20 protein-coding genes and 1 other RNA gene are annotated in these 20,509 nt (G+C 46.0%); 3 read left to right on the plus strand and 18 right to left on the minus strand.

All coding sequences use genetic code 11. From position 1 onward, the window contains the following. Positions 1-148 precede the first annotated feature (148 nt). The 3 genes from G496_RS0101520 to G496_RS0101530 all read left to right on the plus strand — a co-directional run bounded on the left by G496_RS0101520 (position 149) and on the right by G496_RS0101530 (position 4,905). Positions 149-1,684 (plus strand): sigma-54 interaction domain-containing protein, encoded by a 1,536-nt coding sequence (locus G496_RS0101520; protein ID WP_027177719.1) that lies wholly within the window; start codon positions 149-151, stop codon positions 1,682-1,684. Positions 1,685-1,907: 223 nt separating this feature from the next. Continuing rightward, on the plus strand, positions 1,908-3,572 hold the full coding sequence (locus G496_RS0101525; RefSeq protein WP_027177720.1) for a hydantoinase/oxoprolinase family protein: 1,665 nt from the start codon (positions 1,908-1,910) through the stop codon (positions 3,570-3,572). 13 nt (positions 3,573-3,585) lie between these two features. After that, positions 3,586-4,905: a histone deacetylase family protein gene (locus tag G496_RS0101530; RefSeq protein WP_027177721.1), complete on the plus strand. Its 1,320-nt coding sequence runs from the start codon at positions 3,586-3,588 to the stop codon at positions 4,903-4,905. A gap of 96 nt (positions 4,906-5,001) precedes the next feature. Here G496_RS0101530 and G496_RS0101535 read toward each other — a convergent pair whose 3' ends face one another. From G496_RS0101535 to rodA, 18 genes are all read right to left on the minus strand, one after another. Continuing rightward, entirely contained in the window at positions 5,002-5,889 is an 888-nt protein-coding gene (locus tag G496_RS0101535; protein WP_027177722.1) for a 4-hydroxybenzoate octaprenyltransferase, read from the minus strand. A gap of 17 nt (positions 5,890-5,906) precedes the next feature. Then, on the minus strand, positions 5,907-6,350 hold the full coding sequence (locus G496_RS0101540; protein ID WP_027177723.1) for a DMT family transporter: 444 nt from the start codon (positions 6,348-6,350) through the stop codon (positions 5,907-5,909). A gap of 302 nt (positions 6,351-6,652) precedes the next feature. After that, positions 6,653-7,921: a tyrosine--tRNA ligase gene (gene tyrS / locus G496_RS0101545; RefSeq protein WP_027177724.1), complete on the minus strand. Its 1,269-nt coding sequence runs from the start codon at positions 7,919-7,921 to the stop codon at positions 6,653-6,655. A gap of 99 nt (positions 7,922-8,020) precedes the next feature. After that, complete coding sequence (locus G496_RS0101550) at positions 8,021-8,803, minus strand: TIGR00282 family metallophosphoesterase (protein WP_027177725.1); 783 nt, start codon at positions 8,801-8,803, stop codon at positions 8,021-8,023. Positions 8,804-8,887: 84 nt separating this feature from the next. Next, positions 8,888-10,444: a ribonuclease Y gene (gene rny, locus G496_RS0101555; RefSeq protein WP_027177726.1), complete on the minus strand. Its 1,557-nt coding sequence runs from the start codon at positions 10,442-10,444 to the stop codon at positions 8,888-8,890. A 180-nt stretch (positions 10,445-10,624) separates the two neighbouring features. Next, positions 10,625-10,806, minus strand: a non-coding RNA gene (gene ssrS, locus G496_RS20800) — 6S RNA. A gap of 38 nt (positions 10,807-10,844) precedes the next feature. After that, a complete protein-coding gene (locus tag G496_RS0101560) occupies positions 10,845-11,093 on the minus strand; it encodes a cell division protein ZapA (RefSeq protein ID WP_027177727.1) in 249 nt (82 codons plus the stop codon). A 23-nt stretch (positions 11,094-11,116) separates the two neighbouring features. Further along, positions 11,117-11,293, minus strand: a complete 177-nt coding sequence (locus tag G496_RS21245) for a hypothetical protein (protein WP_169725719.1) — start codon at positions 11,291-11,293, stop codon at positions 11,117-11,119. A gap of 31 nt (positions 11,294-11,324) precedes the next feature. Then, complete coding sequence (gene glmU / locus G496_RS0101570; RefSeq protein WP_027177728.1) at positions 11,325-12,707, minus strand: bifunctional UDP-N-acetylglucosamine diphosphorylase/glucosamine-1-phosphate N-acetyltransferase GlmU; 1,383 nt, start codon at positions 12,705-12,707, stop codon at positions 11,325-11,327. A gap of 265 nt (positions 12,708-12,972) precedes the next feature. Then, the gene (locus G496_RS0101575; protein ID WP_027177729.1) at positions 12,973-13,389 is read right to left on the minus strand and encodes a F0F1 ATP synthase subunit epsilon; all 417 of its coding nucleotides are present in this window, start codon (positions 13,387-13,389) and stop codon (positions 12,973-12,975) included. A gap of 14 nt (positions 13,390-13,403) precedes the next feature. Beyond that, complete coding sequence (atpD, locus tag G496_RS0101580; protein ID WP_027177730.1) at positions 13,404-14,813, minus strand: F0F1 ATP synthase subunit beta; 1,410 nt, start codon at positions 14,811-14,813, stop codon at positions 13,404-13,406. An 18-nt stretch (positions 14,814-14,831) separates the two neighbouring features. After that, complete coding sequence (locus G496_RS0101585; RefSeq protein WP_027177731.1) at positions 14,832-15,713, minus strand: F0F1 ATP synthase subunit gamma; 882 nt, start codon at positions 15,711-15,713, stop codon at positions 14,832-14,834. A gap of 17 nt (positions 15,714-15,730) precedes the next feature. Continuing rightward, positions 15,731-17,239 carry a F0F1 ATP synthase subunit alpha gene (gene atpA, locus G496_RS0101590; RefSeq protein ID WP_027177732.1) on the minus strand — a complete coding sequence of 503 codons (1,509 nt, stop codon included), beginning with the start codon at positions 17,237-17,239 and terminating at the stop codon, positions 15,731-15,733. A gap of 4 nt (positions 17,240-17,243) precedes the next feature. After that, positions 17,244-17,795 carry a F0F1 ATP synthase subunit delta gene (locus tag G496_RS0101595; RefSeq protein ID WP_027177733.1) on the minus strand — a complete coding sequence of 184 codons (552 nt, stop codon included), beginning with the start codon at positions 17,793-17,795 and terminating at the stop codon, positions 17,244-17,246. After that, positions 17,792-18,346: a F0F1 ATP synthase subunit B gene (gene atpF, locus G496_RS0101600; RefSeq protein WP_034632066.1), complete on the minus strand. Its 555-nt coding sequence runs from the start codon at positions 18,344-18,346 to the stop codon at positions 17,792-17,794. Before atpF ends, G496_RS0101595 begins: the two co-directional genes overlap by 4 nt. Before the next feature lie 51 nt (positions 18,347-18,397). Beyond that, the gene (locus G496_RS0101605; RefSeq protein WP_027177735.1) at positions 18,398-18,814 is read right to left on the minus strand and encodes a F0F1 ATP synthase subunit B; all 417 of its coding nucleotides are present in this window, start codon (positions 18,812-18,814) and stop codon (positions 18,398-18,400) included. 142 nt (positions 18,815-18,956) lie between these two features. Further along, complete coding sequence (locus G496_RS0101610) at positions 18,957-19,325, minus strand: bactofilin family protein (RefSeq protein ID WP_027177736.1); 369 nt, start codon at positions 19,323-19,325, stop codon at positions 18,957-18,959. 54 nt (positions 19,326-19,379) lie between these two features. Then, entirely contained in the window at positions 19,380-20,495 is a 1,116-nt protein-coding gene (gene rodA, locus G496_RS0101615; RefSeq protein WP_027177737.1) for a rod shape-determining protein RodA, read from the minus strand. Positions 20,496-20,509: the final 14 nt, after the last annotated feature.

The raw sequence follows: 20,509 nt of genomic DNA on the forward strand, positions 1-20,509 counted from the left end.
TTATTACAATATTTCAAATAGTTATAACAAAAATCGCCTTTCTGAAAACATTTTATAATTGTTTTCATTTGTTGATTTTTAATAAAAATAACTATATTTCGTAAATTTCATTAATTAACAACAAAACGGTTATTGTATCAAAATATAAATGACTATCTCAATAAAAGACTTCAAAGAACTTTCCAGCGAACTCGATTCCCTTAAACTGCGCAGAACCATACTCACTCTGCTTTTAAAAACTCAGAATGTTGAACGTGGATCGCTGTGGATAAGCCATGGCTATGAATATGAATGCATAGAAGCTCTGGGCAAAGACAGTGAAGAAGTTCTGGGAATTAAAATTCCGGCAGACGAACCAAGCGTTGTCGGCTGGGTTATAGCACACGGTAAAATGACCGTGGCCGAAGCTGGAAAGGATGACCGCCACAACCACAAAATAGAGGATGATTTCAAAGTAAAAAGCAAATCTATCCTCTGCTTTCCGCTGCTGCTCAAAAACGGTGAAGTTTATGGAGCTGTTCAGCTCATAGAAACAAGTACCGAAGGCGACAGGATGAACCTTGACCCTGAATTTCTGGATAGAATTCAGGAAATGGTCGATCTTAGTTCCATAGCTTTGAACAACTCTCTTGAGTTTGAAGATCAGAAACGCAAATACATTCAGCTGACCAGAACCCTCAGCACCATAAGAGAAAAAAAATCCGTCGTCGGTCAAAGTCCTAAAGTCAAAGAAGCTCTGACTCTTGCTGCCAACTATGCTGCCACCGATTATCCCGTGCTGCTTTACGGAGAATCAGGAACAGGTAAGGAGTTGTTTGCAAACGAAATTCACTCACACAGCTCAAGAGTTGATAAACCGTTTCTCACCCAGAATTGCAGTGCAATTCCGGACAGCCTTCTGGAAAGTGAGCTGTTCGGCTACAAAAAAGGAGCCTTTACAGGGGCAAACACAGACAAACCCGGTCTTTTTGAAGCAGCCGACGGCGGGACCATCTTTCTGGATGAAATCGGCGACATGGATGTAAATCTTCAGGCCAAACTGCTGAGGGTACTTCAGGAAAATGAAATCAAACCTCTCGGCGGAACCGGGAGCAAAAAAATAAACGTCAGGATAATCTCGGCGACCAACAAAGATCTGGCGGAAGAAGTGCGGACCGGGCAGTTCAGAGAAGACCTTTATTATAGATTAAACGTCCTGCCGCTCAACCTGCCTGCTTTAAGAGAAAGGGAAGAAGATATTCCACTGCTCGCAGATCATTTTCTGGGGCAGGAAGCTGCGACTACACATACAAGGCATAAAGAGCTTACTCCAAGGGCGATGAAGGCCCTGTGTAATTACGACTGGCCGGGTAATATAAGAGAACTTGAAAATACGATTAAACAATTTCAGGCAACTGTTTCCGGCGGGCAGATAACCTTTGAAAGCCTTCCCAAGACGATAAGAAATTTCAGGAAAAATATAGACAGCAAGCCTGCCGAAACAGAGCAAAAAGCATCCCAGACAGCTAAGCCCGTACAGGATTTATCCAATATGACCTGGAATGAAATGGAACGGGAATATATCCTCTGCCTACTGAAAAAATGTAAATGGAATATCAGCGAAGCTTCCCGCAAGGCCGCAATCAACAGGTCCACTTTCGACTCACGCATGAAGCGGCTCGGGTTAAGTAAAAAATCTTCCTGAAAATAGATTAACCTTACGTGCTGTGCATCTGGATTCCTTTTTAGGTCACATATTGAAAAGTTTTTGAAGCTCTTTGTTTTGTTTCAGTTAAACTGCTTTACTGTTCCTCGACCCGAGTGGTAGCTTTCTCTAAACAAAAATATTCCGACAGCTCTTCCTCAACAATATGTGGGAAAAATGCTGTACGGCTTTCAAAGACAAATTTGAGCCAAGGACTTGTCAGATGCTTCTTTTAGGAATTGATGTCGGCGGAACCCATACGGACGCGGTCGCCGCCGGAGAAGATGGAATCAAAGCGCGAGTAAAAGTCGCCACTGTTCATGAAAATCTGCTCTCTTCCATTCAGAATGCTCTTGAAGCTATCACCGCGGAAGTCGATCCGGGACTGATACAGCAGCTGAATCTGAGCACAACCCTTTCCACCAACTCTATTGTTGAAGGCAAGGTTGAAGACGTTGGGATGATTGTTTCTGCCGGACCGGGAATTGATCCGTATTCAGTCATGCCATGCAAAAATTACCATGTCATACCGGGAGCAGTTGATCACAGAGGGACCGAAACAAGCCCTATAGACAGCAATGCCTTAAAAGCTGCTGTAGACTCCTGCGTTGCAGACGGCATAAAAGTCTTTGCTTCGGTTTCAAAATTTTCCCCCAGAAATCCTTCCCATGAGAAAACAATGCAGCTTGCACTAAACGGCAAGGCGGACTTCATAACTCTGGGACATAAGCTTACCGGAAGACTCAACTTTCCAAGGCGTATAGCCACTGCATATTACAATTGCGCTGTCTGGCGCATTTTCAATAATTTTGCGGATGCAGTTTCCGGCACTCTTGAGAAAACAGGTCTGGGACACGTTAAAGTCAACATTCTTAAAGCAGATGGTGGCACCATGCCATTTCAGCTTTCAAGAGACCTTCCGGTGCAGTCCATTTTTTCCGGCCCTGCGGCAAGTGTCATGGGAATCATAGCCCTGTGCGATATCACTCAAGATTCCATTATTTATGATGTCGGCGGAACAACCACGGATATTGCCATATTCGTAAGCGGTGCTCCGCTCATTGAGCGTGACGGAATTCATATAGGTTCCTATCCCACTCTTGTGAGAGCTCTTAAAGTCCGCTCTATCGGCATTGGAGGAGACTCGGCGGTATCTCTGCAAAGCGGAACCGTAAGGGTCGGCCCCAACCGTCTGGGACCTTCAATGGCCTTCGACGGCAATCATCCGACATTAACCGATGCCCTGATCTGGAAAGGATCATGCCACTGCGGCAGCATTGAGAAATCCAAAAAAGGATTTGCCGATTTTGCTGCCAAAAATAACATCTCCCCTGACGAGCTGGCTGAAAAAGCAATTAATACTGCTGTTGGCACCATCCATGATGAAACAAGACAGCTTGTTGACGAAATAAACCAGCAGCCGGTCTATACCATCCATGAGCTTCTTGAGAACAGGCGTATTGTTCCCAGAAAGATATACATGATGGGCGGCCCTGCTGAAGCCCTGAAAGACAGCATCTTTCAGAAATTTCAGCTTTCCACCGAAGTTCCGCCAAACTATGACGTAGCCAATGCGGTAGGAGCCGCACTGACCAGAACCACAACGGACATAGAATTATTTGCGGACACTGAAAAAGGTGTGATGTTCATCCCCTCGCTTGGTTATCGTGAAAATATTCCCCGCGGTTACAAGCTGCATGATGCTGAAAAAGATGCCATGAGCCATCTGCTCTCCCATCTCGGAGACCTAAACATAGCTTCTGCCGGAGAAAATGCGGAAATTACAGCCTCATCCTCATTTAATATGATTAATGGCTATTCCACGGTAGGGCGAAATATCAGGGTAAAATGTCAGATAAAACCCGGCGTTGTCCGGACTTATTCATAAAACCGGAGTTGTTATGCTCAAGGCCAAAAACAGTCTTGGAATGATTTTTTTCCCGGCTTTCGACTGGGCCATATCACCAACACATCCAGAACGTGAAGAACGACTGCTCTACACTCAGGACCAGCTTCTTGAAGAAGGCATCTTCGATATTGAAGGGATTCAGGAGTACAAACCGGCAGTCGCCACAACAGAAGATGTTGAACGGGTTCACTTCTGCTTTCCGGATGTAGATTCAATAGTTACCCGCTCGCACTATATCTCGGCTGGCGGAGCTATTAAAGCTGCACAGATAGTTATGGAAGGCGAAAAACAGCGGGCTTTCGCAATGGTTCGTCCCCCCGGACACCATGCAATGAAAACGGTCCTGGGATCACGCGGATTCTGCACAATAAACATTGAAGCGATCATGTGTGAATACATACGCAAAATGTACGGACCGAAACGCATAGCCATTGTAGATACCGACTGCCATCACGGAGATGGAACTCAGGATGTTTACTGGCATGACCCGGACACCCTTTACATATCCATGCATCAGGACGGCAGAACCCTTTTCCCCGGAACAGGATTCCCGCAGGAATGCGGAGGCCCCAAAGCACTTGGAAGAACAATAAATATTCCGCTGCCTCCGGGAACATCAGATACAGGTTTCATGATGGTGATGGAACGGGTTGTCATGCCTATTCTGGAAGACTTCAAACCGGACCTGATCATAAATTCAGCAGGACAGGATAATCACTTTACCGATCCTATCACAAATATGAATTTTTCAGCTCAGGGTTATGCCGCGCTGAATACCATGCTTAATCCTGATATTGCGGTTCTTGAAGGTGGTTACTCCATTCAGGGAGCACTGCCTTATGTGAATCTGGGAATATCAATGGCCATGGCCGGACTTGATTACTCTCATGTCCGCGAACCAGATTTCAACCCTGAATCATTGAAGGAATCACAGGATATCCTTAACTATATATCATCACTTTGTGATGCCATACCTGACATTTACTTCAATCCCCCTGAAAAGACATCTGACGGTGTAGTTAAAGACGGCTGGTCAGTCCGGCATAAAAATATCTTTTATGACACCGGAGGATTTTCTGAATCCCAGACGGAATCACTTTACCTGTGTGACGACTGCAGGGGAATTCTGAAAGTTGAGACGGGAAAACAGAGCGGACCGCGCGGTCTTGGAGTTGAGATACCTCGGAATGCCTGTAAACATTGCCGTGATCTGGCTTTAAAAATTGTGGAAGAAGCGCAGAATAAAAGCAGCAATCGTTATGTCCAGCTTATCAACAGGCAGGACGAAGAATATATCCGCTACGGTTTTTAGCTAAAAACAATCAGTAAAAAAATGCCGCCCGAATAATACCCGGGCGGCATTTTTTTTGAAATAAAGACTTGTCCAGAAGAAAGGACAAAAACATTTCTAGGTCAGAACATCCAGCATTACTCCAAAGAAGAACAGTATTGAAATAGCTCCGTTAAGAGTAAAAAAGGCCATATTCACTTTGCTCATATCCTTGGAGGAAATAACGCTGTGTTCATAGATAAGAATTATGCAGGAGACTCCCACGACCAGAAAATAAATAAAGCCCATACCCGCAGCAAAACCTGCCAGCAGGAAGAAAACAGCGGTATTAACATGACAGAAAGTGGAAATGGTCAGCGACTTATCAAGCCCGAGCTGTGCCGGAATTGAGTGCAGCCCGTAATTGCGGTCAAACTTGCGATCCTGCGTGGCGTAAAGAATATCAAAACCGGCAACCCAGAAAAGAACACCGAAAAACATCAGAAACTGGGCAATATGAAAACGGGGGTCAACACTTATCCAACCGGCAATAGGAGCCAGAGCCAGAACAGAACCTAGAAAGAAATGACACAACTTCGTGAAACGCTTGGTATAGCTGTACAGAGCCGACCAGATCAGAGCAAAGGGAGAAAGCTGGAGACAGACTTCATTCAACCCCATACAGGCCAGAATAAAAATCACCCCGCAGGCTATTATAAAAAAAGTGGTGAAACTTACACTCAGCTCTCCGGTTACCAGAGCCCTGCCACGAGTTCTGGGGTTATCAACATCAATATTGATATCTGCCAGACGGTTATAAGCCATGGCAAACGAACGTATGGCGACCATTGCGATGGTAAGCAAAACAAAAGGTACAAATTTAGGCCAGCCGTGTGAACCAAGGAAGATTCCGGCATAAGCAAAAGGCAGCGCAAAAATCGAATGCTCGATCTTAATCATGCGGCAGACAATCTTTAAATTCACCCAAAATGATTTTAATTTATTGAGAACAACAGGATCTTTCATGCTATCTTCTCTTTATTTCAGAATTTTTTAACTAGAATCGCGCCGGCTACAACCAGCAGAGCGCCTAACACTCTCATAGGAGAAATCTCTCTCACCGCATACCCCAGCAGTCCAAAGTGGTCCAGATAAAGTGAAGCCAGTATCTGCCCGGCGATCATCCAGCACATCATGGTTCCTGCTCCGAGAACAGGGGCAATAATAACAGCGGAAGCAACAAAAAAAGCTCCCATTAGTCCGCCGGTCCACATCCACCATGGTCCTCTGGATAATTCCGCAACCGCCGGCCATTCCATGCGCGCAATCAAGGCATAACCAAGAAGCAAAACAGTACCGACAGCAAATGAAACAAAAGCTGCAAGAATAGGATCACCCATGTAATCCCGGAGTTTCATGTTTACTCCGGCTTGAGTCGGTGCAAGAGCTCCGAATGCAGCCGCAATAAACAGAAAAAGTAATTTCATAGAATCTCCTGCAGAAATATATCAGTTCTCCGGCTTGCCTGCGACAGCAGAATCACAGTTAAGACTATTAACAAAACTCCCTGTAAATTCTCAAAAATCCAACATTGAAAACCTAATGGGACTTTAATCTTATTTAGACAAACGGCAAACCATTATGAGTGAAAGGCCGGACTTAAGCTATGCTATTGCTAAAAACCGGAAGGAATCAGGGTCAGTTTAGTACTTTCCCTTAAAACTGTAATATGCGCTGACCGGCTTTTTCAGCGTCTGAAAAAGCCGGTCCAGAACAATCCGGAAACAACTTATTTTAATGTAACCAGACCGTAATTCTTTTTACCTTTACGGAGAAGCATAACTTCATTGCCGATAAAGTCGGTATCAGCCGGAACATATGCCGGATCATCAACCCTTTCATTATTGATATAGAAACCACCGCCGCTGATATCCTTTCTAGCCTGCCCTTTTGATTTGGATAATCCCATATCAACAAGAATCTGCGGGATGTCAGGCAGTTCTCCTGCGGCATACTCTTTCACGGGTGCTGCTTCCATAGCCTCACGCAATGTTTTGGCATCAACACTCTTTATGTCACCTTTGCCAAAGAGTGCGGCAGTTGCGGCAAGAACTTTATCCAGTTCTTCTTGACCATGAATCATGGTTGTGGTTTCCGCTGCAAGCCGTTTCTGTGCTTCACGGAGATGCGGAGATTCAGCAAGGCTTTTTTCAAGTTCCGCAATTTCTTCCTCAGTGAGGAATGTAAAATATTTCAGGAAATTAATTACATCGCGGTCATCGGTGTTGATCCAGAACTGATAAAAAGTATAGGGGGAAGTTCTCTCAGCATTGAGGAAAATTGCGCCTTTTTCACTTTTTCCGAACTTTTTACCGGATGCAGTTGTAATCAGCGGGAAGGTCAGAGCATATCCTTCCTCACCATCTTTACGGCGGATAAGTTCGCAACCGGAGGTAATGTTACCCCACTGGTCGCCACCGCCGATCTGGAGACGGCATCCATATTCCTTGAATAAATGGTAAAAATCATATCCCTGAAGAATCATATAGCTGAATTCTGTAAATGAAATACCAACTTCTTCACGACCGATACGCCCTTTAATGGATTCTTTGCCCATCATCCAGTTAACGGTATAATGCTTGCCGATATCTCTAAGAAATTCGATAGTTGTCATATTCTTTGTCCAGTCATAGTTATTGACAACTTCAGGTTTATCGCCTGTATTTCTTTCGCAGAATATTTCGATCTGTTCTTTTATTTTGGCAGCTCTTGATTCGAGCAGTTCTTCATCTGCCAACTCACGTTCCTTATCCTTTCCGCTCGGGTCACCGATACGTCCGGTAGCTCCACCCAGAAGAAAAAGGGGATTATGGCCGGCTCTTTTCATCCTGACGAGAGACAACAGCGGCACCAGATTTCCGATATGCAGACTGTCGGCGGTGGGGTCAAAACCGCAATACATATACTGACCGGGCTTGGAAAGGTATTCACGCACCTTCTCTTCGTCAGAAACCTGATTAATCAGTCCGCGCCATTTAAATTCATCAAAAATATTCATTTTGACCTCGTTAATAAATTGCCTCTCGGGCTTTTCTTTTTGTTTTACAAAATAACCGCTTTCAAGCCCGAATCTGCATCAGGCTGAAACACGGTCAGATCAAAGCTCATCCATATTCCAGGCAGAAACAGATAACGCCCTGCCGGTATCTTCGTCAATTTCCATGAGCGCACCGCTTAATCTGACAGGACCGTCAGCAACATACCATTTTTGCGGAAGCCCGGTTATAAACCTTTTGATTACAGGTTCGGGAGCAAGTCCCAGACAGGAATCAACAGGGCCGCACATTCCAGCATCCGTTATATAAGCGCACCTCTTCTCCAGAAGACAGGCGTCGTTGGTCTGCACATGGGTATGAGTACCTAAAACCGCGCTGACTTCATGGGCAAAATGTCTGGCCAGTGAAAGTTTTTCTGAAGTGGCTTCGGCATGAAAATCTATGATTCTAACTTTTACTTCTTCGGGAATGCTCTCAAGTATCCTTGCACATTCAGCAAATGGACATTCTATAGGCGGCATGAAAACTCTGCCCTGAAGGTTGATTACCGCCACCTGAGTCCCTGTTTCAAGGGTATGGATAGTGTAGCCGCAACCGGGTGAGGAAGCTGTAAAATTAGCAGGTCTAATTATGCGGGGATTTGAATTGAGTTCGGAATAAATATCTTTAAACCGCCAGATATGATTTCCGGTAGTAGCAATATCAATCCCGGCGGAGAGCAGACTGCGGGCGCTTTTGAGGGTCAGGCCAATGCCCCGCGAGGCATTTTCGCAATTTGCAATGACCATATCCAGATCAAGTTCACTGCGAAGTTTGGGCAAGGTGGATTCAACGGCTTTCCGGCCCGGTTTACCGAAGATATCCCCCAAAAAAAGAATCCGCACTCTTAAACTCCCAAAAAAAGAGTTGAGCGCGGCGGAGAAATACGGCCCGAAGGGCGAACCCCTCCGGGCCGCGCAATAAATTATTTATTTTGCATAACCAACGGAACGGCGTTCACGAATAACAGTAACGCGAATCTGTCCCGGATAAGTCATGTTGTTTTCAATCTTAGTTGCAATATCCTTACAGAGCATATGAGTATTATCGTCAGTTACTCTTTCGGAATCGACCATTACACGGATTTCACGACCGGCCTGAATTGCATAGGCTTTGGAAACACCGTCAAAGGACGTTGCAAGGTTTTCAAGTTCTTCAAGACGCTTGACGTAGTTTTCAAGCAGTTCTTTACGTGCTCCCGGACGGGCTCCGGAAAGGCTGTCAGCAGCCTGCACGAGAGTAGCAAGAATTGACTTGGGAGGAACATCTTCATGGTGAGCCATAATGGCATGGATGATTTCCTTGGATTCCCCATGCTTTTTAGCAAGATCAGCGCCGATGATAGCATGTGGACCTTCAATCTCATGGTCGACAGCTTTACCGATATCATGCAGAAGTCCGGCTCTTTTAGCCATTTTCTCATCAATACCGAGTTCGGCAGCCATAACCCCGCACAGAAAAGCAACTTCAAGCGAATGCTGGAGCACGTTCTGGGAAAAACTTGTTCTGTAATGAAGCTGACCGATAAGTTTTATTATCTCAGGATGAATTCCATGAACACCTACATCAAATGTAGCCTGCTCACCGATTTCACGCAGCTTCACATCCATTTCCTGCTGCACTTTCTGAACGATATCTTCGATACGAGCAGGATGAATGCGGCCATCATGGATCAATCTTTCAAGAGCCTGCTTGGCTATTTCGCGACGCAGCGGGCTGTAAGCTGAAAGGACAACTGTTTCAGGAGTATCATCAATAATGAGGTCCACACCTGTTGCAGCTTCAAGAGCGCGAATATTGCGGCCCTCTCTACCGATAATCCGTCCTTTCATATCTTCAGAAGGAAGCTGAACAGCTGTAACTGTCTGCTCGTTGACATAGTCACCGGCATATCTCTGAATTGCCAGAGCGAGGATTTTGCGGGCCTTTCTGGCTCCTTCCTCTTTAGCTTCCATTTCAATCGCACGAATCATCTTGGCTGCTTCGTGACGAGTTTTACTTTCTATTTCGGTCATGAGCTTTTCACGGGCTTCTTCGGCTGTAAGGCCGGATACTTCCTGAAGTCTGCGCTCATGTTCATCTTTACGTCTCTCAAGGTCTTCCTTGAGTTCTTCAAGCTTTTTTTCCTGCTTGATCAGGCGTTTTTCAAGGGCGACAACATCGGATTCCTTAGAGGTAACCTTTTCAAGTTTGGATTCAAGCCTTTCTTCTTTTTCCTGAAGCCGCTCTTCCTGCCGCTTCAGCCCCCTCTCCATTTCTTTAAATTCATTTTCCTGCTCTTTCTTAAGAGCATATACTTCATCCTGAGCCTGAAGCCTTATTTCTTTCTTCATGGCTTCAGCTTCTTTACGGGCTTCCTGTACAATACGATCTGCAAGGCCCTGTGAATCGGCTATACGCCTTGAATTCACATAGCGATGCAACGCGTATCCGCCGGCAGCACCCAGGATCATTCCTATCAGTACCAGAAAGAAATCTCCAAACATGCCTTTCTCCTTAATTTATGTTAACAGGCTTCAAACCTGATTAATCCAAAAAAATAAACCAATTAAAGCCGTTTTAATGGATGAAAGAAGAAAGCATATCTTGAGACGGGATTCAGGGGGAATCCGGGATTTTCGCATGGAAAATCCCGGATGAAGATTGCGGGTTAACTGTTTTTTCAGTTAGACCCCGGGGTGCCGTGTTGCCGTGTAGTCAGAACCTGGTTATCCAGGTGGGCGCCGGCTCCGCAGCTTCAGGCTTCCCGGTCTAAGCCGGGCGTGCTCACCACCACGGGATGCTAGCTCCCTTTTTCAATATATTGGTTCAGAAGCTATCAGGGCAATCACGCACTCCCCAGGGAAATCTTTTATATCCTGACATGGCTGTTTTCAGCCATGTAAATCACTTCTCTAGAAGAATATTAATCTTTTCTTCCATCTCATCAAGCTTCCGGCTGTGTTCTAAATAATCATCAGCCAGACTCAAGGCCAGACAGGTCAGCAATTTTTCTTTACTGACGTCTGTTCCGCCTTTGCTTAATTCGCCAAATCTTTCTTCAAGAATGGCTTTAGCGGCTTCAATTCTGCTCTTATCCGCATCGGTCTTAAAAGCTATTTCAAGACCCAGTATAGGAATTGTGTATCGAGGCATCCTGCATCCGCTGTCAAATTAATCTATTCAAGGTCGGTTTCTACCTTGCCGAGGAGACTCTCAATCCGGGTACGAACTGTTTCCCTTTTGTTCTTCTCCTGCTCCAATTCCTCAAGAAGAAACTGATTTTCTTCTTCAAGCTGCTTGATTTTATTTAACATTTTATCAAAGCGTTCTTCAAGGCGATCGATTAATTCCATAGTTCTTTCCTATCCCCTTATTATTACAAAATCAAGACTTCTCGGTATGACGCCGTATATTGACCTGTTTTCCCCTTGCAACAGCAAGTTCATTTTCACCAATTTTTTTAGTTATGGTGGAGCCTGCACCGATCAAAGCACCGGCACCGACTTCAACAGGAGCAACTATGGCTGTATTACTTCCGATGAATACATTTTCACCGATTATGGTCTTGAATTTATTTTTTCCATCATAGTTACAAGTTATGGTTCCGGCTCCGACATTGGTTCCAGCACCTATTTCGCTGTCTCCAAGGTAGGTCAGATGACTTGCCTTGACTCCTTTGCCCAGGCGGGATTTCTTGACTTCAACAAAATTCCCGACCTTTGAACCTTCTTCCAACACAGCTCCCGGTCTCAAACGTCCGTAAGGACCGACAGAGCAGCCAACACCAACTTCAGATTTTTCAATATGACTGAACGAGTGAATCACTGCGCCTTCAGCTATAAAGGCATCACGCATAAAAACATTGGATTCAACTAGACAGCCGGAGCTGATTACGCTTTTTCCAAAAATTTCACACGGACCTGTAATTTCGGCACCAGGAGCTATCTCAGCTTTAGGGCCGACAGCGGCACATTCACAATTATGAACGACCACCCCCTGCCTGAGCAGATCATCAACAATTTTAAAACGCAGAGCAGATTCAGCCTTGGAAAGTTCATAGGGAGTATTAATTCCCATAAGATCAATAGAGTTACCGCAATTAACAGCCGTAACATTCATTTCACTTTCAACCGCTAAATCTACAAGATCAGTGATATAATACTCGCCGCTTTTGTTCTCATTGTTAAGCCTTGAAAGCAATCCATCTATCGCTGAGACTTTAAGGCAATATATACCTGCGTTTACTTCACCGCTAGGAGGCCCATAAACAGATTCATCGTAATCTTTTGCTTCAACGATTGCTTTCACCTTCAAATCTTTGTCGCGAATAACTCTACCGAACTGATTCTCTTCGTCAGGAGTGATTGTCAGAAAAGATAAATCAGTCTTATCTTTTACAGCTGCATCCAGAAAATCAAGTACAGTTACTTTATTCACAAGAGGAGTGTCACCGTTGATAATAAAACAGTATTCACACCCACTTTCCTGAACAGAACTCCATGCGGTCTGCAATGCGTGCCCAGTCCCGAGCTGTTCCTTTTGAAGAACAAATCCGCTCTTATAATCAGGAAAAGCAGCTTCCACATGTTCAGCACCGAACCCGACAACAGTATATATCTTATCCTCAAATACCGTATCGAGAGCGGAATAAACATAGTGCAGCATTGGCTCTCCAAGCAGAGTTCTCAATACCTTAGGCTTATCTGAATACATGCGCGTGCCCTTACCGGCGGCAAGAACCAGAGCGCAGGCTGAAAAATCAGTCATAAATCAAAATCTCCATATTTCAAGGTCGAAATTTGTTATCAGTTTGACACCATGTAGTAAATGGGCATTTTAAGTCTGCCCTATTATTTAAATCCAAGTTAATTTATAACAATATGTTTTCTATATCATTTTAATTTTCATTTTAAAAATATCTTTTTACTGATTTCAATTCTGACCTGAAACAAAAAAAGGACGGACCGGAAAATCCGGTCCGTCCCTGGTTAGCCTTTAGGCTTATTAAGCAGTGTTTATCCTTTAAAGAGGATCAACCTGCCTTCTGGGATGCATCTTTACAGCCAATGCGGGCAATAGCTCTCTGCAGAGCAGCCTGAGCGCGGGCAGCTTCGATACGATCCTTGGCTTTGGCCATGCGGGCCTTAGCCTTTTCCTCTGCCTTGCGAGCCCGATCCAGATCGATCTCAACGGCCTTTTCAGCTACTTCAGCGAGGACAGTCACTTTATTGTTACCAACTTCAGCAAATCCGCCGGAGATGAAAACATAATGATTGCGGCCACCATCTTTATAATGGAGGTTTCCAACGCCAAGAGCCGAGAGGAAGGGGATATGATTCGGCAGTACACCGAACTCACCTTCTATCCCAGGAGCTCCGAGGTATTCGACTTCCTGAGAAAGGACCTTGCGATCAGGCGTCACGATTTCCAGAAGGAGTTTACTGGCCATAATCGGGTCCTATATTATTCGTTATTCTTTTTATCTTTTTCAACAGCTTCTTCGATGGCACCAACCATGTAGAAGGACTGTTCGCCCATTTCATCGTGCTTTCCGTCGAGGATCTCTCTGAAGCCCTTGATGGTATCTTCAAGAGAAACATAGACACCGGGAGTACCGGTGAACACTTCCGCTACGTGGAAGGGCTGGGAAAGGAAACGCTGAATACGGCGTGCACGGGCAACAACGAGCTTATCTTCGTCAGAAAGTTCGTCCATACCAAGAATCGCAATGATGTCCTGGAGGTCTTTATACTTCTGAAGAACCATCTGAACTTCACGAGCTGTAGCATAATGCTCGGCACCAAGTACGTTGGGGTCGAGGATACGTGAAGTAGAGTCAAGCGGGTCAACAGCAGGGTAAATACCAAGCTCTGCAATCTGACGGGAAAGAACGAGAGTACCGTCAAGGTGAGAGAAGGTAGTTGCCGGTGCGGGGTCGGTAAGGTCATCAGCAGGTACGTAAACAGCCTGAACAGAGGTAATAGAACCCTTTGTTGTAGAAGTAATACGTTCCTGAAGTCCACCGAGGTCAGTACCAAGTGTAGGCTGGTAACCAACAGCGGAAGGCATACGACCGAGCAGAGCGGATACCTCTGAACCGGCCTGTGTGAAACGGAAAATGTTGTCAATGAAGAGCAGAACGTCTTCACCTTCAGCATCACGGAAGTTTTCAGCGATGGTCAGAGCGGTCAGAGCAACACGAGCACGTGCTCCCGGAGGTTCGTTCATCTGGCCATATACGAGTGCGGCTTTCTCCAGAACGCCGGCATCCTTCATTTCATGGTAAAGGTCGTTACCTTCACGGGTACGCTCACCAACACCAGCAAATACGGATTTACCACCGTGCTGCTTTGCAATGTTGTTAATCATTTCCATGAGAATAACGGTCTTACCAACACCAGCGCCGCCGAAGAGGCCCATCTTTCCGCCCTTAGGGAAGGGAATCAGAAGGTCAACAACCTTGATACCGGTTTCCAGAAGTTCAACCTTTGTGGAAAGTTCGGTAAATTCAGGTGCGGGACGGTGAATGGGAAGAACCTTATCAGATTCAATCGGTCCGAGTTCATCAACAGGACGACCTACAACGTTGAGGATACGTCCAAGTGAACCGTTACCAACAGGAACAGATATAGGCTGTCCAAGAGAAGTAACTTCCATGCCGCGGACGAGACCTTCGGTAGCGTCCATAGCAATGGTACGAACAATATTGTCACCAAGATGCTGCGCAACCTCGCATATAAGGTCCGGAGCATCGGCACTGTTCGGGTTATTAATCTGAACAGCTGTCAGAATGTTGGGCAGTTGCCCTTCAGGAAATTCGACGTCGACAACGGCGCCGATAACCTGAACAATTTTACCTTTAACATCGCTCATATGAGTTTGCCCCCTATATTATCCTTTCAGCGCTTCTGCGCCGCTGACAATGTCCATAAGATCATTGGTAATCGCGGCCTGCCTGGTTTTGTTATATATCAGGGTAAGTGATTCAGCCATATCGTCACAGGCCTTGGATGCGTTATCCATAGCGGCCATACGTGCGGCATGTTCACTGGCGGAAGTGTCAAGCAATCCGCGGTAAACCTGAACATTTACAAAACGGGGCAAAAGCTCCGCGAGCAGTCCTTCAACAGAAGGCTCATAGATATATTCGCTGCTGGGTCCTTCATCTTCAGCTTCTTCCTTAGCTTCGCCCGAAGAGATGGGAAGAAGGCTGAGATCAACTGCAACCTGACGTGCAACGGATATAAACTCGCCGAATACCAGATGAACTTCATCAAGTTCCATGGAGAGGTAGGCATCGATAATTTTATTACCAACGGTGCTTGCAAGAGTGAAATCGAAATTGTTCATTTCATCTGCGAATGATTCAACAGTTTCATATTCAGTCTTTTTAACAGCATCACGAGCTTTTTTACCGATACAATAAAACTTAACATCAAGCCCTTCGGCTTTTTTGGACGCAGCCAGCTTAAGAGCCTTGTTGATCATATTGCTGTTGAAGCTGCCGCAAAGTCCGCGATCAGAGGTAGCCAGAACAATACCGACTGTCTTGATCTCTTCGTGGACTTCGAGCAGGGGATGGACACTTGTGTCCGCCCCGCCGGCGAGATCACTCAGCATTTCATAGAACTTGTCTGCGTAGGGGCGGAAACGCTCAATTCTGGACTGAGCTTTACGCAACTTAGCCGACGCAACCATGTTCATGGCTTTTGTGATCTGCTTCGTCTTCTTAACGCTTACGATTTGATTCTGGACATCCCTAAGAGAAGCCATTTGTACCTCCCAAGGATTTAAGCACTAAAGCTTTTCTTGAATTCATCCAGAGCAGCTTTCAGCTTGCCCTCAACAGAATCGTCGATTTTACCCTTGGTCTGAATGTCCTCAAGAATATCCGCTTTTGCATTGCGAACGAACTCGATAAGTCCGTCTTCAAATTTGCGGACAGCGTCAACCGGGACATCGTCCATGAAACCGCGAGTACCAGCGTAAAGAGATACGATCTGTTCGGGGAAGGTCATAGGCTTGTACTGGTCCTGCTTGAGCAGTTCGACCATACGTGCACCACGGTTAAGTTTCTGCTGAGTGGATTTGTCAAGATCGGAACCGAAAGCAGCAAAAGCTGCAAGTTCACGATACTGAGCAAGGTCCAGACGCATAGTACCTGCAACCTGCTTCATACCTTTAATCTGAGCAGCACCACCAACGCGGGAAACAGAGAGACCTACGTTAATAGCTGGACGGATACCGGCGTTGAAGAGGTTAGGCTCGAGGTAAACCTGACCATCGGTAATGGAGATAACGTTTGTAGGAATAAATGCAGAAACGTCACCGGCCTGAGTTTCAATGATAGGCAGAGCTGTCATGGAACCTGCACCCAGAGAATCGTTTACTTTACATGCACGTTCCAGCAGACGGGAGTGCAGGAAGAAAACGTCACCGGGGAAAGCTTCACGTCCCGGAGGACGACGAAGAAGCAGAGACATCTGTCTGTATGCAACAGCCTGTTTGGACAGGTCATCGTATACGATCAGAGCGTGCTTGCCGTTATCACGATAATGTTCTGCCATGGTGGCACCGGTGTATGCTGCAATAAACTGCAGAGGAGCCGGATCGGAAGCGGTTGCGGAAATAATGGTTGTGTATTCCATTGCGCCGTGCTTTTTGAGTACGTCGGCAACAAGTGCAACCGAAGCCTTCTTCTGACCGATGGCTACGTAGAAACAATGAATATCGGTATTCTTCTGAGCAAGAATTGCGTCAATACAAACCGCGGTTTTACCAACCTGACGGTCACCGATGATAAGTTCGCGCTGTCCGCGTCCGATAGGAGTCATGGCGTCAATAGCTTTGATACCTGTTCCCATTGGTTCGTGAACGGACTTACGCTGTACGATACCGGGAGCTTTAAGCTCAACAGGACGCATCTCACTTCTGTCGATGGGTCCCAGTCCGTCCATAGGAGCACCGAGTGGGTCAACAACGCGGCCCATAACAGTGTCACCAACAGGTACGGAGAAGATCTGACCGGTACGTTTTACCGGGTCACCTTCTTTAATACCGGTGTCGTCACCAAGAAGAGCAACACCAACGTTGTCTTCTTCAAGGTTGAGAACCATTCCCATAAGGCCACCAGGAAACTCAAGGAGTTCCATGGCCATTGCGTTCTCAACACCATGAACACGAGCGATACCGTCACCAACGTAGAGGACGGTACCAGTTTCGCTCATCTCGACCTTGGATTCATAATTCTGAATCTGATCTTCAATGATCTTGCTGATTTCTTCCGCTTTAATCTGCATGGCCCTACACACCCCTTTTAATCTGTTCTTTCATCATTTGCAGCTGTGCGCGAATGCTGGCATCAAGAACCTTGTCTCCGACCTGGAGAACAACACCGCCGAGGATGTCCTTATCTATCTCAAAGTCCAGAACAAGTTTGTTCTTGAGCTGTTCTTCAAGACGGTCCAGAATTTCCTTCTGACGTTTCTGGGTCAGTTTGATAGCAGTTACGAGCTTGCCGCGGACGACTCCTTGGGTAGCATCGAGCATTCCGGAATAATCGCTAGCGATTGCAGGAATGCAGGAAAGCCTTTCCTTGTCGGCCAGTAGGCTGCAAAAGTTTTTTACCACAGGACCTGCCGAGGTCTTCTCAAGCAGTTTATCAAGCACAGCCTTTTTTTCAGCTGCACTGAAAACGGGATTCTGGAAGAGCCTCAGGGCCTCCGGGGAATCTTCCAGTATCTGTGACAACTCGGTCAGTGCCTTACCATACGCCGCAAGGTCTGTCTCTCCCTGCTTCTGGCCAACAGAGAACAGCGCTCTGGCGTATCTGCGCGAGACTATGTTCCCGGTCAATTGAGCACCACCTTTGTTAAGTATTCATCCACAAGGTTTTCATGCTGAGTCTTGGTAAGCTTGCTCTGAACGATCTTTTCAGCGGCTTCAACGACCTTGTCGGCCAGTTCAGCACGCATTTCTTCCAAAGCAACAGCAGCTTCCTGTTCAGCAGAAACTTTAGCCTGAGATCTGATGACCTCAGCACTTTCCTCCGCCTTCTGGATGATAGACTGTTTGATAGCCTCACCCTGTTCCTTGGCTTCGGCAAGAATTGCTTCTTTCTCCTGCTCAAGGTTGGCAATACTTTGCTCGACGTCCTGAAGTTTCTTTTCAGCAGTTTCTTTACGGGCCTGCAGATCATCAAGCTCCTGCTTGATACCTGCGCGACGGCCTTTGAAGAGTCCGGCGATCTTCGATCCCGCAAACTTGTAAATAACGCCTATAAAAAGAACCAGGTTGAGAACGCGTAAAGCGAAGTTGCCCCAGGGAATCGAGTGCTCCCCTTCTCCGCCGTGAGCTGCAAAAGCTACGGATGCTATTAAAAGCACGGAGAAGACGGTGCCTGCCATGATGATATTTTTCCGCTTCAAGGCTAAACCCCCCTTCGATATTGATTAGGCCTAGCCAAGAACCTTGGCTGTAACCTTTTGAGCAAACTCATCTACCTGTCCGGCAAGAGCTTTCATAGCTTCGCCTTTTTCGGATGAAAGTTCATTGCGTGCAGCCTTCATGGTTGCAGCAGCGTCCTTTCCGGCCACAGAAAGAATCTTCTGTTCTTCTTCCTGAGCCTGCACCTTGAATTCGCTGCGCAGTTCAAGACCCGCACGGCGAGCTTCATCGAGGGCTTTTTCATACCCTTTCATCTTGGAGTCCGCCTGTTCGGTGAACTGCTCAATCTTACCCATCTGTCCTTTCATGAGTTCGCCACGCCTCTTGATGATCTCACGAATGGGACCGAACATGAGGAAATTGAGAACCATAAGAGTGATGAGAAAGTTCGCCAATTGAATTAAAAAACTGTAATCTAAATCAATCATGCCTGCTCCCGAAAAGGTTGTGAATTTTTGTCCAAAGTCAGTGGTGCATTAGCTAATTTACAGGGTTGTGTCAAAGGCTTTTTCACTTTTGGACGACTACTTTTGTCCCGTCAACCCTTGTAAATGCTGGCTTGTTAATTTTTTAACTAATTTCTTCTTTTTCCTCGTCGGTACTTTTCGGGACACTTGAGGTCATAGTGACCTGCCCCTCAAGAACAGCTCCTTCCTCCACCATAAGTGTGGGGGTGACGAGGTTGCCCTGAAGATTTGCAGTTTTGTGGAGAACAGCTTTTTCCTTTGAAAGGACTTCTCCTACAATTTTGCCACTCAAAATAAGCTGACCGACGTGAACAACTCCCTCAACGCAGGCATCTTTACCCACAACAAGAGTTCCTTCGGATTCAACTTCACCGTTAAAATTACCATCTATACGGACAGCACCCTGAAAATTCAGTTTTCCCTGATAATTGGTACCTGTCCCCAAAAAGGCATTAATTTCATCTCTCGCCATATCCTAAACTCCTTCTCAACTACAGCCGGACTTACCTTTTTATAAAAATACGGCTCACCCTTGCTTGAAGACATAACGCCTCATGGACACGTTCAACACAAGCCCTATGAGACAAAAATTTACTACTGTGGCACTGCCCCCGTAACTTACAAATGGCAACGGGATTCCTACTACCGGCATAAGTCCGAGGACCATACCCATATTAATCAGGATTTGCCAGAAAAAATAAAAGAATACGCCCGCTGCGAGAAAGCTTCCGAACAGGTCTTTGGCATCTCTGGCGGTAACAACAATCTGGTATAAAAAAATGCAGAAAAGAGACAAAAGAGTAATTGCGCCTACAAATCCCCACTCCTCTCCGAACACGGCAATGGCAAAGTCTGTATGTTTTTCCGGAAGAAATCTGAGCTGGCTCTGGGTTCCGCCCATAAAGCCTTTACCCCAGAATCTTCCAGACCCAATAGCTATTTCAGACTGAATGATGTGATAGCCCGATCCCAGAGGATCACTGGCGGGATTCATGAACGAAATGATACGTCTTTTCTGATAATCATGGAGAAAAAACCAGCCTGCCGGAATGATGCATGGAAAAGCAACGGCGAGGGATTTGAAGACTTTGCCTGTCAGCCCCCGGTAGAGAACCATTCCACCGAGTATCAGCAGAATGTTCAAACCTGACCCGAGGTCTGGCTGGAGTATGACAAGCCCTGCCGGAACAAGCCCCACTCCGACAACATAGGCAAGTTTTGTAAAATTTAACGGATCACTGTCACGGGAGAGTATTTTTGCCCCGATTATAAGAATGGTGATTTTGGCAAGCTCACTGGGCTGGAAGTTGAAAAAACCCAGATCAAGCCACCTTCTGGCTCCATAAATAGTCTTCCCTGCAAAGGGAACAGCAATAAGAAGACACACTGTGACCCAGAACAGCGGCCAGGCAATAGTTTTAAGATGCCTGTAATCAAAGAGCATAAAAGTTATCATCCCGGCGAAGCCCATAAGTCCCCAGATCAACTGCTTCTGATAAAAAGAACTTACGCTTACCCCTTCCTCAAGACGGTATCCGCTGGCAGAATACAAATTCATAACTCCCACCAGGAACAGCAGTGCAGCCAGTCCAAGCAGGACCCAGTTCATGTGGATTAAAAGTCTTCTATCTATGGGTGACATTTTATATCCGTAAC

The sequence above is a fragment of the Maridesulfovibrio bastinii DSM 16055 genome (assembly GCF_000429985.1).
GTDB classification, from domain to species: Bacteria; Desulfobacterota; Desulfovibrionia; order Desulfovibrionales; family Desulfovibrionaceae; genus Maridesulfovibrio; species Maridesulfovibrio bastinii.

Coding starts and splice junctions, on each gene's coding strand:
- G496_RS0101530 (WP_027177721.1), top strand. CDS start 3,586: ATGCTCAAGGCCAAAAACAGTCTTGGAATGATTTTTTTCCCGGCTTTC.
- G496_RS0101560 (WP_027177727.1), bottom strand. CDS start 11,093: ATGCCTCGATACACAATTCCTATACTGGGTCTTGAAATAGCTTTTAAG.
- G496_RS0101575 (WP_027177729.1), bottom strand. CDS start 13,389: ATGGCCAGTAAACTCCTTCTGGAAATCGTGACGCCTGATCGCAAGGTC.
- atpF (WP_034632066.1), bottom strand. CDS start 18,346: ATGGCAGGCACCGTCTTCTCCGTGCTTTTAATAGCATCCGTAGCTTTT.
- rny (WP_027177726.1), bottom strand. CDS start 10,444: ATGTTTGGAGATTTCTTTCTGGTACTGATAGGAATGATCCTGGGTGCT.
- G496_RS21245 (WP_169725719.1), bottom strand. CDS start 11,293: ATGGAATTAATCGATCGCCTTGAAGAACGCTTTGATAAAATGTTAAAT.
- tyrS (WP_027177724.1), bottom strand. CDS start 7,921: ATGAATATTTTTGATGAATTTAAATGGCGCGGACTGATTAATCAGGTT.
- atpA (WP_027177732.1), bottom strand. CDS start 17,239: ATGCAGATTAAAGCGGAAGAAATCAGCAAGATCATTGAAGATCAGATT.
- G496_RS0101610 (WP_027177736.1), bottom strand. CDS start 19,325: ATGGCGAGAGATGAAATTAATGCCTTTTTGGGGACAGGTACCAATTAT.
- atpD (WP_027177730.1), bottom strand. CDS start 14,813: ATGAGCGATGTTAAAGGTAAAATTGTTCAGGTTATCGGCGCCGTTGTC.
- G496_RS0101605 (WP_027177735.1), bottom strand. CDS start 18,814: ATGATTGATTTAGATTACAGTTTTTTAATTCAATTGGCGAACTTTCTC.
- G496_RS0101585 (WP_027177731.1), bottom strand. CDS start 15,713: ATGGCTTCTCTTAGGGATGTCCAGAATCAAATCGTAAGCGTTAAGAAG.
- G496_RS0101540 (WP_027177723.1), bottom strand. CDS start 6,350: ATGAAATTACTTTTTCTGTTTATTGCGGCTGCATTCGGAGCTCTTGCA.
- G496_RS0101525 (WP_027177720.1), top strand. CDS start 1,908: ATGCTTCTTTTAGGAATTGATGTCGGCGGAACCCATACGGACGCGGTC.
- rodA (WP_027177737.1), bottom strand. CDS start 20,495: ATGTCACCCATAGATAGAAGACTTTTAATCCACATGAACTGGGTCCTG.
- glmU (WP_027177728.1), bottom strand. CDS start 12,707: ATGACTGATTTTTCAGCCTGCGCTCTGGTTCTTGCCGCCGGTAAGGGC.
- G496_RS0101535 (WP_027177722.1), bottom strand. CDS start 5,889: ATGAAAGATCCTGTTGTTCTCAATAAATTAAAATCATTTTGGGTGAAT.
- G496_RS0101520 (WP_027177719.1), top strand. CDS start 149: ATGACTATCTCAATAAAAGACTTCAAAGAACTTTCCAGCGAACTCGAT.